This window comes from Microcoleus sp. CAWBG640 (assembly GCF_020883015.1).
Lineage (GTDB): Bacteria > Cyanobacteriota > Cyanobacteriia > Cyanobacteriales > Microcoleaceae > Microcoleus > Microcoleus anatoxicus.
Genome location: NZ_JAHRFC010000124.1, coordinates 1 through 10,780 on the forward strand (window position 1 = coordinate 1; position 10,780 = coordinate 10,780).

Annotated in this window: 7 protein-coding genes; 2 read left to right on the forward strand and 5 right to left on the reverse strand. The window is 47.2% G+C overall.

Annotated features, from left to right (window positions below; all coding sequences use genetic code 11):
• Together AAFP11_RS28140 and AAFP11_RS28145 are read right to left on the reverse strand one after the other, a co-directional pair.
• Positions 1 to 2,773, reverse strand: a 2,773-nt coding sequence (locus AAFP11_RS28140) for an Ig-like domain-containing protein (protein WP_341739990.1), incomplete at its 3' end; no start/stop codon positions are given.
• A gap of 359 nt (positions 2,774 to 3,132) precedes the next feature.
• The gene (locus AAFP11_RS28145; RefSeq protein WP_341739991.1) at positions 3,133 to 5,325 is read right to left on the reverse strand and encodes a recombinase family protein; all 2,193 of its coding nucleotides are present in this window, start codon (positions 5,323 to 5,325) and stop codon (positions 3,133 to 3,135) included.
• Positions 5,326 to 5,406: 81 nt separating this feature from the next.
• On the opposite strand from AAFP11_RS28145, the gene AAFP11_RS28150 reads away from it, so the two are divergent.
• Positions 5,407 to 6,765 carry a proton extrusion protein PcxA gene (locus AAFP11_RS28150; protein ID WP_341739992.1) on the forward strand — a complete coding sequence of 453 codons (1,359 nt, stop codon included), beginning with the start codon at positions 5,407 to 5,409 and terminating at the stop codon, positions 6,763 to 6,765.
• A 181-nt stretch (positions 6,766 to 6,946) separates the two neighbouring features.
• Here AAFP11_RS28150 and rodA read toward each other — a convergent pair whose 3' ends face one another.
• Both rodA and AAFP11_RS28160 read right to left on the reverse strand, forming a co-directional pair.
• Complete coding sequence (gene rodA, locus AAFP11_RS28155; RefSeq protein WP_341739993.1) at positions 6,947 to 8,209, reverse strand: rod shape-determining protein RodA; 1,263 nt, start codon at positions 8,207 to 8,209, stop codon at positions 6,947 to 6,949.
• Between the two features lie 343 nt (positions 8,210 to 8,552).
• A complete protein-coding gene (locus tag AAFP11_RS28160) occupies positions 8,553 to 8,912 on the reverse strand; it encodes a VOC family protein (RefSeq protein ID WP_341739994.1) in 360 nt (119 codons plus the stop codon).
• A gap of 245 nt (positions 8,913 to 9,157) precedes the next feature.
• Between AAFP11_RS28160 and AAFP11_RS28165 the strand changes: the two genes are divergently transcribed.
• The gene (locus AAFP11_RS28165) at positions 9,158 to 9,808 is read left to right on the forward strand and encodes a polysaccharide deacetylase family protein (protein ID WP_341739995.1); all 651 of its coding nucleotides are present in this window, start codon (positions 9,158 to 9,160) and stop codon (positions 9,806 to 9,808) included.
• Positions 9,809 to 9,820: 12 nt separating this feature from the next.
• On the opposite strand, the gene AAFP11_RS28170 is transcribed toward AAFP11_RS28165, so the two are convergent.
• Positions 9,821 to 10,666, reverse strand: coding sequence for a lipid-A-disaccharide synthase-related protein (locus tag AAFP11_RS28170; protein WP_341739996.1), 846 nt, complete (start codon positions 10,664 to 10,666; stop codon positions 9,821 to 9,823).
• Positions 10,667 to 10,780: the final 114 nt, after the last annotated feature.

Consider the following 10,780-nt stretch of genomic DNA (forward strand, 5'->3'; position numbering starts at 1 on the left):
AACCAGCACCGCCGCCGATAATATCATTGCCCGCACCGCCAGAAAGCGAGTCATTGTCATCAGCACCCAACAGCAAGTCGTTGCCGAAGCCGCCACTCAGACTATCGCTGCCAATGCCACCATCGATGGTGTCGTCTCCCGCATCTCCCAACAGCGAGTCGCTACCAGCTTCGCCCAAGAGATAGTCGTTGCCCGCACCTCCGAGTTCAGTATCGTTGCCGTCTCCACCCAAAATGGTGTCTTCGCTGTCGCCACCGGAGATGGAGTCGTTATTGATACCGCCATCGAGGAAGTCTCTGCCGATACCGCCGTCGAGGATGTCATCACCAACACCGCCTTCGATGGAGTCGTCGCCAACCCCGCCAAATAAGGTGTCGTTACCAACGCCGCCAAGTATCGAGTCGTCGCCAACTTCGCCAAGTACGGAGTCATTGCCTGTGCCACCGTCAATGGTATCGCTACCGTCACCGCCACTGAGGATGTCGTTGTCATTACCCCCAAACATCAGGTCATTACCCACCCCGCCTATGAGGGAGTCGATGCCGTCTTCGCCGTCGATGGTGTCGTTGCCTTCGCCTCCGTCGATGGTGTCGTTGCCTGTAAAACCCAGCAGAGAGTCGTTCCCTGCTTGACCTAATACTAGGTCGTTGCCGGCTCTGCCGTCGATGATGTCGTTGCCATCACCGCCACTGAGGGTATCGTCCCCGGCGCCCCCGATGATAAAGTCGCTTAGGTTACTGCCTGTAAAGCTGCTGGCTGGGAGGTTGCTGCGATCGACAATACTATCTACAACGGTAATACTGAAGGATGCCGGTCCGATCGTCCCAGAACCGTCTGACGCTGTAAACGTAAAGCTGTCGTTGCCCCCAGTCGGTAACAGGTTGTATTTGATGATGTTGTTATTGATATCATCTTGGGTGAATTTACTGCCGACATTCAACAAAGCGGTACCCCTTTGGATAAAGCCTTTGTTAGCGTTAGGGGCTTGAGTAATCGTGTAAACAATTTCCGACGGCGTGTTGTCGGTGTCTGTAACTAACAAATCGGCCGCCGTAATTGTCCCAATCGGAGCACTTTTAGCAACAACTACACCATCATTAATTGCTAGCTTCGGCGGGCTACTGACGTTGATTGTCGCTACCGCCTGACTTGTACCTCCTCTGCCATCTGAGATGGAGTAACTAAAGCTGTCGGCACCAGAAAAGCCAGCATTCGGGGTGTATTTGAAACTGCCACCGCCCACAGGAGTCAAACTCCCCTTGCTGGTGGCGGTAAAAGTGGTAACAGTCAGAATGTTATTGTCCGGGTCAGTGTCGTTTAACAGGACGTTGAGACTCAGTGTTTGTCCCGCCACGGTGGTGAAGTTGTCGTTAACTGCCTTTGGAGCCTGATTGAGCAAGGGAGTTGGAGTCGGTGTTGGAGTCGGTGTTGGAGTCGGTGTCGGATTGGGTGTTGGGGTTGGATTTGGTGTTGGTGTCGGATTTGGTGTTGGAGTTGGAGTCGGTGTTGGAGTCGGTGTTGGAGTTGGAGTCGGTGTTGGAGTCGGAGTTGGAGTTGGTGTCGGATTGGGTGTTGGAGTCGGAGTGGGGGCTGGAGTCGGTGTGGGGAGAGGGGTAGCGCTGCCGGGAACTGTCTGGCCAATCACAAAACTGCTGCGGCCGAGGGTTCTGCTGTCCACTCCAGGCAATACTGCTAAAAAGTCGCCACTGACACCGTTGCGAATAATCGTACTGCCTGCTTTGGTGTCGCTGCTTTGGAAGATGATCAAATCTTCAAATTTGAGGTCTCCGCCTAACCCAATTAGATCTTCGCCTTGGCGAAAATCTGTAAAAATATCGGCATCACCAATGTCAGGGCCACCGCTGGTGATAAATACGGGGTCTGTGCTGCCACCAATGCCGGGAGAGCTAACACGGGCCATGACGAAGACATCTTTACCTTCGCCTCCTGAAACTAAGTCTTTGCCTGTTTCTCCCCACAGAACGTCGTTGCCAGCACCACCATCGATGATATCGTCGCCAGCACCGCCGAAAATGATGTCGTCCCCATCATTGGCAAAAATTGTGTCCGCGCCGACGTTGCCGTAGAGCCAGTCGCCTCCTTCGTTGCCAAATACCAGGTCGTCGCCGTCGCCACCGAACAGGGAGTCGTTACCTTGGTCGCCCCAAAGAACGTCATCACCTCGATCGCCAAACATACTATCATCACCCAAGCCACCGCGCAGGCTGTCACCGCCTTTGCCACCGAAAGCTGTGTCTCTGCCTTCCCCTCCCACTACGGTGTCGTTGCCGTCATTACCATAAAGCAGGTCGGGGTTATTTCCCCCGTCTAGGGAGTCGCTACCTTTCCCTCCGTAGAGCGTATCTAGTCCTGAACCGCCGTCGAGAGCGTCGTTACCTGGTCCGCCGAATAGTACATCATCATCTTCGTTGCCAAATACCAGGTCGTCGCCCTCCCCACCTTGGAGGTTATCGTTGCCTTGCAGCCCAGAAATCACGTCGGGGCCGATACTGCCTATCAAGGTGTCGTTTTTGTCTGTACCGCGGATAATTCCGCCGATGATTGCCGGTGTCGTGCTGCCACCTCCACCCAAGGTGTCGTCTATCCCCCCAAATGTATCGTCGGCGGGAGTTGGCGTTGGGGCCGGAGTTGGAGTTGTTGCGGGAGTTGGAGTTGTTGCCGGAGTGGGCGTTGTCTCTGGAGTTGGTGTTGGCTCTGGAGTTGGCGTTGGGGTTGGCGTTGGCACCGGAATAAATGGTACTGCACTCGGCATAATTTTGGCTCCTTTAAACTATGATTCGGATTGATTTTTAAGACTGATTAATATCAGTTTATTGCCAAAATGTCGGCTTTAGAGCGATGAATAATCTTGTTCTTTTCTAAGATACTGAATTAATTCACCAATGGCTATAGGTATTTTTTATTCGGTTCATTTTTTGTTCTACAACTATTATTCTTTGCTGGTTTTGATGTTAGTTTTGGGTACACTATAGCCTTTTTTTTACAAATTAGGTATTCTTGGGTATTGGGCGGAGGAATTGAGTATTAGACGAAGAGAAGGGATTGGTTATTAGAAGGAACAACTAACAATCAGCAAATAACAAATAACCAATAACAAGTAACTAATCACTTCTACCTTCTACCCATCGCAGGTCTTTGGTAAGAAACAGAGTTGTGAATTAGAGGCAGAAGTGGCCCGGTTTGTTCTTGTCCGTTGACGGCGAGTTCGCTGTGGCACAGGTAAAGTTGGGAACAGCGACTTAACAAATCTACCAGAATTCGCCGCAGTCGCTGTTGTCCTTCTGTTTCTTCGTCTTCACTTTCCCACGATCGCCCCTGTTGCGATCGCCAAAACAAAGGAGCACCATACAGCGTCGCCGCACCCCCACTCAGCCACAGCGGCGAACCCGCATCTAGCCAAAAATGCCATTGGTGGGCGCGGCGACTGCTGCGGTACTGAAAGATATTGGCGATGGTGACGGTTTGGCCGTCGGGCCCCTCTGGCCTGACTGGAAAGGGGTTGGCGGTGACGGTTCCTTGGCGCAATAAATGAATAAAACGGGCGATCGTCTCGGAGTCGCCACCGGACTTTGGTTCTATTTGCTGCATTCGTCCGTCTATTTCCCAATAGTGAGTGGCAGTTTCCATTAATTCTCGCAGGGCTGCTAGTCGATCGTAGGCTAGGTATCGATCGAAGATCAGAAATTTTTGGATAGCGCGATCGAGCAGGGAAATAGGACTCGGCAACAGTCGCTCCTGTTGTTGCCTCCGCTGTTGTTCGATCCACTCCACAATGTCCTCGTAAGCAGCCGCCGCTCGGTATCCGAGTCTGTCCCATCGAGGAAAGGCTGTCAACGGTAACAATGGGGGTCGATCGAGATTGGGACAAAAACAGTGATCGGCAATTAAACCAGCTCTCACGGGGTCGATCGATTTTAAATTTGGGATTTTAGACGTGGGATTGTTAGCCTCTGCTTCCGGTTCCTCTTCCCATGGGCGGTTTCTCTGCCTGCTTAACACTACCAGCATTTCCGCTACTGCGTCTCGATCGACTAAACGGCCTAGTCCCGGATAAACTAACGCTAGCACTGTCAACAAAGCTCGAATCGCTGGGGTACTTGACAAGGGACGCTGATCGTTGAGGGATTCCGTGGCGATGTTGTCGCGGGCTAAAATTTCTGTGAGGGTGTAACGGGCGATCGCATCTATACCAGGAGCAATTACGGCTATCTCCCCCGGTGCCACAGCCTTTGACTTAACCGCCTCAGCAATGATTTCAGCCGTTTCTCGCAGCAGTTGGGCCCGTGAGGTAGTTTGGATCGATCGCACCTCTCCAGGAAAACTCAAACCAAAAGGATAAAAAGCCTCAAAATTAACAGCTAAATTCACCGCTAACTCACCAATATCTTTGGCTAAACCTGCTTTTCGATCCAAGTATTCCACTGTCGCACAGCGTGTTTCCAGTTGAGCCATATATTCAGTATCAGCCCCTAAGCCCAAGCGCACTCCTCCATCTGGATTGTAGGTGAAGGCCCCCGTCGCCCCAGAAGACAGCAGAAACTCCAACAAATCGCGACTGATGGCTGGATAATCATCCACATCGTCAGCGATGACTGCTTGGTATCGCCAGGCTAAATGCTCTTGGTAAGTGGGATTCTGCAACAAATAGCGCCAGTAGAGTTCCCCAATAATTCCGTAAGTCAGCAGCCCCCTTCTCAAACACCATTCCCGCCATCTTCCCAGCAACTCTCCCATGCTAGTCCACAGACGAGTCTGGCCACTTTGCTGAGCAAATCCCTGTTCCAGAATAGTGGGAATTGTCTCCATCGGTGTCCCGCTAACCGCAGCCAGTTGTAACAAATCTAGAGTTCGACGCACCATGCGATTTGGACTTACCCCTGTTTGTTGCAAAATCCCTTCGTCTAGCTCGTGACGCCATAGTCTAGTTGCAAGTTCCAGTTCAGTTTCAGGTTGCAGCCGCAGAGGAAATTGGGCCCTCAATTCCAGGGAATCCATTAGCAGCGGCCAAAAAAGCATTACCTCCTGCTCGAAAAAGCCAAAGGGTGTGGTTGAGTTAAAGGTATATTTTCCCTGGGTGGCGACGGCGATGCGATCGGCCAATTCCAGGCGATTTTCTCCATTAGCTGCTAAAACTAAAATTGCTCGGCCAGTCTGTCCCAGCCTGCGATGGCCAGAACCCAAGCGACTTGAAACTGTTGCTGACAGAGGCTTAACAGTTTTGCTCCACAGGCAGAACTGTTCAATTAGGCGACTGGTTTTGCCACTGCGAGCGGCTCCGACAATCCAAATTGAATCCGAAGACACGATTTCTAATCTAAGTAAGTTTGCTACTATACCATGAATACTTTAATCACTAATCCCACGGTAGACTAACCAGCTTTAGCTATGAATACTTCTCCCTGGAACAGATTTGTAAAATATCTCTACACTGCTCGCCAATGGTATCGAGAAACGCCGGAAAGAGCTCTAGAACAAGCCTACGAAGCTGCTTTGGCAATTAAGGCGATCGAAGACGAACATTTTGGTGGTCAACCCATTGGCGATCGCGCGGGCGATTACGGAGACAGCACTTTATCTTACTTTAAATCCGATCTACAAAAATACCTCAAAGCCATTCAAACTAGAATGGTTGAGTTTAATGCCAGCCGTGCTTTTTTGGAACTACCAGAGCGGGTGGCTGCTCAACCGAAGAGTGGAGTTTTGGTCGATCGTTACCACCGTGGATTCGGCATAGATACCAAAGATCGAGCCTCCCTTGTATTTGAAAAGTTAGAGTTTATTGATAGGGTCATCGCCCGCTACATTAATCGTAAACCCACGGCTATTGTACCAATTTCTAATAGTCCCAATCTTCCCATTAGTTCTAAAACTGGCAGTCCTCAACCTTACCAAAATAACGGTTCCCCTAACTCCATCCCCAGTGACGCTGAGGGAGTTGATACTTATATTGAGGAAGTGAGTTTATTGCCCAGATCGCTTTTGGGAACCTTGAATCGCATTACTAAAGAGTTAGATCCGGCCGCGGAAAAAGAAGTAGTTAAAAATTTTCGTAACTCAAAAGTAAAAACCGTCATTTCTTTGAGGTTTATTTTACTTTTGATATTAGTGCCGCTGTTGACTCATCAAATCGCCAAAAATTTTATAGTTGGACCGATAGTAGATCGCATAAGAACGAATAACAATGCTCCTGTTTTCATCAATGTTGATTTGGAAGAGGAAGCCTTTAAAGAATTGGAAAAGTTTGAGCAACACCTGAAATTTCAAACATTAATTGGTAGGGCTCCAGCGATTTCTCCAGAAGAAACCGAAAAGAGAATTGAAGAAAAAGCTCTGGAAATAGCTGAAGAATTCGGGAGTGAAAGCTCTGGGGCCATCAAAAATGTATTTGCGGATTTGATTTCCGGTCTGGCTTTTGTGATGATTCTCCTCACCAACAAGAAAGAAATTGAAATTGTCAAGTCTTTTATGGACGATGTGGTTTATGGTCTCAGTGACAGTGCAAAAGCTTTTGTGATTATTTTGTTTACCGATGTGTTTGTCGGATTCCACTCACCCCACGGTTGGGAAGTAATTCTGGAAGGTGTATCAAGACATTTCGGACTACCAGAAAATCGGCAGTTCATATTTCTGTTCATTGCCACTTTTCCTGTGATCTTGGATACCGTATTTAAGTATTGGATATTCCGCTACTTAAATCGGAGTTCTCCTTCTGCTGTGGCTACTTACAAAAATATGAACGAATAGGGAATGGGGAATGGGGAATGGGGAATGGGGAATGGGGAATGGGGAATGGGGAATCGCGCATTGGGCATTGGTTATTAGTTGTTAGTTATTAGTTGTTTGTTAGTTGTTGGTTGTTGGTTATTTGCGGTGCAAATAACCAATAACCAATAACAACTAACCAATAACCAATAACCAATATTTTTTACCTATTCCACATCTTCTTGCGCTGTCGCCGATTCGCCACCGACTCCGCCAGCCCCAACCCTAGAAAATTACTCAGCAGCGAGGCATTACCGTAACTCAAGAAAGGTAGCGGAATCCCCGTAACAGGTGCTAAGCCGATGTTCATCCCAATATTCACGAATACTTGAAAAATCAACATTGACAGTATTCCAATTGCCAACAAAGAACCAAAATTATCGTTAGCAGTTTGAGCAATAATCACCAACCGCAAACAAATTAGCCAGAAACAAAATAAGACTAAAATACAACCAATAAAACCTAATTCTTCACCAATCGCTGAAAAGATAAAGTCCGTATGCTGTTCTGGAATAAAGTTAAGTTGAGTTTGGGTTCCGTGATTCAATCCCCTCCCCTTGAGCTCCCCAGCACCGATCGCAATCCGAGATTGAATCAAGTGATATCCGCTACCTAAAGGGTCTTTTTCTGGGTTTAAAAACCCTGTGAGCCGCATTTTTTGATAATCTTTGAGCACGCTCCAAAAAATATGTCCGACGTGTCCCGAAACCACATTCACCAGCACTGTAGCGAAAGTCCCCAACCAGCGCCAAGGTAGAGACCGCCAAGCAATCACACCCGCCACTACTATCCAACCTATCCAAATCGGTGTAGACAAGTTATTGAGGAGTACCGAGAACAAAGGAGAAAATAGCAAGATCAACCAACCGGGATTGACATTACCCCAGTAAAACATCCCCATGGTTATCGCACCAAATACCAGAGAAGTCCCCAAATTTGGTTCGGCAAAAATCAATCCCCAGGGTACAGCCATGATTGCTAGCATCTTGAACATATCCCGCAACGTAGGGACTGTTTTATCGTGCATCAGGGCTGCTAAAGTAATAATCATGCCGATTTTGGCAAATTCTGACGGTTGCAAGTAGAAGCCGCCGATATTAATCCACCTTTGGGCACCGAGTCCTGTACTACCGATAAACCGCACCGCAATCAGTGACAAATTGATCGCTATGTAGATTGGCCATTTCCACTCGATCAATACTTCGTAGCGACACCGGGAAATGATGATGGCTAAACACAAACCTACTCCGCCTGTCACCCAGTGTCGCCACCAATCGATCAATCCTTGATTGATCTCAACACTGTGAATCATGATTCCCCCGAATATGGTGAGGCCGATGCAGGCGGCGAACAGCCAGGGGTCTATTTCTGCCCAGGGTTTGAGGATTGATTTCCAGCGGTTTTTGACTTGTATTCTTTGAAACATGAGGATTTTAGATTTTAGATTTTAGATTTTAGATTATCGGATCGATTTTCGGAAGTTCTGGATATGTTTGTGGCTATTGAGAGTTTAAACCTTACTGTACTCCCTCGGTCTGGCTACGTCAGATTCTTCGGCGACTACGACGGGTGTTCCGGGAAGGGAAGAATCGGAGAGTGGTTTGGAGTTTTGGGGGCGGTGGCTGTCAGTCCCCGCCCCGCCAGGGTTGGGGATAAATGGTGATTGGTGATTCGTGAGTGGTTATTGGCACGCGATCGCCACCAATAAGGCATCACCAACAACTAATCTATATCTGTTCTTGACTATCTTTTTGCCAAAAGTCTCATGATTATTTAGACGAGGGCGCTGGTTCGTAAAGATACTCAAAGCCGTTACCATCGGGATCTCTGCCATAAAAGGATGCAGTACCGTCCCGGTGTTCGTGTATGTGAGTGACGGAAACACCCTCAACTTTGAGTTGTTCGTAGGCTGATTCCATCTCGGTGCGATCGTCAAATACGAACCCAAAATGTGGCCCTGCTTGATCGTAAGTAGGACTCAACAGCGCCAGTCCGTCTTCTCCTGCTTTCAAATAAGCCCAGTCTGCATCTTTCCAGACTAACTCCATACCCAAGTTTTGGTAGAAATCAGCAGATTTTTCAATGTCTTGCACGCAAACGGCTACGTGACCTAATCGTTTTAGTTTCATGTCTACAAAGTTTATGGTTGTACTTTACTTAATTGTATCTTTTTTTTATTTTATAGGAGCGCACCTTAAACAGGTTTTGTTTCATCTCTATCCTGCTGTTATTTCCGGGAATTTTTAAAAGTCGGGCGGTGAAATTTGAATGGTGGTAATATAACATATATCATGTAATTTTCGTTTGACTGCTTCCATCTATGGGCATCCGTAAAAAATATAAAAAAAATATTCTGGTCATAATCGCATTATTTTTGGCATCAGCCCTATTGATAAAAATTACTAAATTTCACAATTTTTTAGGTTTTAACCGCGCTGACACTGAAGACAAAGTTGTGGCAATTACCTACGACGATGGCCCCTATCCTCCCTATACCAATCAGCTTTTAGATGTTTTAGATCGCTACCAAGTTAAAGCAACTTTTTTTGAAATCGGCCGCAATATCGAGAAACACCCAGAAATCGTGCCCAGGATTATTGCTAGGGGAGATGAGTTAGCCAACCATTCCTACTCTCATAAAGATATGATGTTTAAACCTCGCGAGTTTCTGTTGGCGGAAATTTCAAAAACCGACAAACTTTTGCGGGATTTAGGCGTTAAGCAGGATAGTATTAGTTTTCGACCACCTTGGGGTCGGAGATTTTTAGTTTTGTCTTATTTACTGTCCCAAATGCACAAAAAATTGATTATGTGGGATGTGGACTCCCAAGATTATGAAAAAACACACACCGTGGAAGATATTGCAAATCAGGTGATTAATCATGTGCGTTCTGGTTCGATTGTGGTGATGCACGATGGCGGAGGCGATCGCTCAAAAACAGTAGCAGCAACAGAGATTATTGTCAAGACTTTGCAGTCTCAAGGTTACAAATTTAAAACGGTTTCTGAGTTGCTAAAAAATTAATAGACCTTACGATTAAAGATTGTTGACCACGAAATCAGCAATCTTGATGCTAGCACCCGATCGCCCCATTCTTTCTAAGCCATTCTTCGCGCACCGGGCTAAATAAGCTTCGTCTTGCAAAGTCCGATAGACCCCTAAAGCAGCTTCTTTAAGAACCTCGTGGTTCGCTGGTTGTTTGGCAAATACCTGTACCGATTCACCTAAAAGTCTGTGTTGAGCTTCCGCAAATCTATAGGTAAAAGATGGCCCGTTTCCGGACACTGAAATTACAGGTTTTCCCAAGCCGACGGATTGTTCTACCGCAGTTCCTGTCATGCCAATTACTAAATTAGCGTGTTGTAAAATATCTGCAAAAGCATCGGAATAGCAAAGCACTTCTACACCTAATTTATGGGGGTAATTATCTTGGAGAGCGGACAAACAAAGTTTTCCTGAGTGATTTTCCCAGCCATACCGCAGGGCAATATTATCTAATTCTGGCATCAAAGAGGGAACTAAAGCAGCGATAAACTGGAGAGGTTGTGAACCTAAATCTACTATTTCTTTAACTAATTGTAGTAATAAAATTAAATTGTCACTGGCTTCCGGGAGGCGAGAACCTGGGAGAAGGGCGATGGTCGGAACTTCCGGTATTAACGGCAAATCTTTGGCAGTAGAATGGAGGTTGTCCATGACTGGATTGCCGACAAATTTGGCTTTTTTTAAACCTTGTCGATTTAAGTCAGCAGCAGTCAAAGCGTCTCTGGTAAAGACCGCAAGACATTTAGGGGACGAGAGTAAACGCGGTAAGATGAAACCTAAATTGACTCGACCTTCATAATAACTAGAATGAGCGGACAGAAAAATTATATCCCACATTCCGCACCCCCAACTGGCACATAGGCGGGTTGAGGGGGTAAAAGTGAATCATCCGAGACAAAAATGAGTAGAAATGCTCAACTATCTCGGTCACTCAACATCACCCAGTAGTCC